Source organism: Falsihalocynthiibacter sp. BN13B15 (assembly GCF_041205415.1).
GTDB classification, from domain to species: Bacteria; Pseudomonadota; Alphaproteobacteria; order Rhodobacterales; family Rhodobacteraceae; genus Falsihalocynthiibacter; species Falsihalocynthiibacter arcticus.
The window spans coordinates 1-365 of record NZ_JBGFCE010000102.1; the positions used below are offsets into that span (position 1 = coordinate 1).

1 pseudogene is annotated in these 365 nt (G+C 56.7%); it reads right to left on the minus strand.

Annotated elements, in window-relative coordinates:
- Positions 1 to 365: pseudogene (locus AB9F26_RS22370) on the minus strand (transposase); the annotation flags it as partial.

The following is a 365-nucleotide window of genomic DNA, read 5'->3' on the forward strand; positions in this document are numbered from 1 at the left end:
TCACCAGTTGGGGATTTGGTGGAGACCTGCGTGCGTGCGTGGTCCAACCATGTTTTAAAGACTGCAATCGTGGGCGCGCTTTTGGCCTGACGTAGCGCCAGCCGATCTTCGGCAGATGTGCCGCGGGCTTGTGCTTCTATTCGATAAAGAACCGCTATTTACTTGAGGCCCTCCTCCGCGATGGGGCCACGTTGTGATGGGTTAGATAATAGAGCTTACGGCGGGCGTGGGCCCAGCAATACGCCAGTTGAATGGGGGCATTGTCCCGTAGGTCACCCAAAACGCGAGGGTGGAGCGATCAATATCGACGCCTTGGCGCGCATAGATTTGTGACTGGCGATACAGCGGCAGGTGATCCGCATACT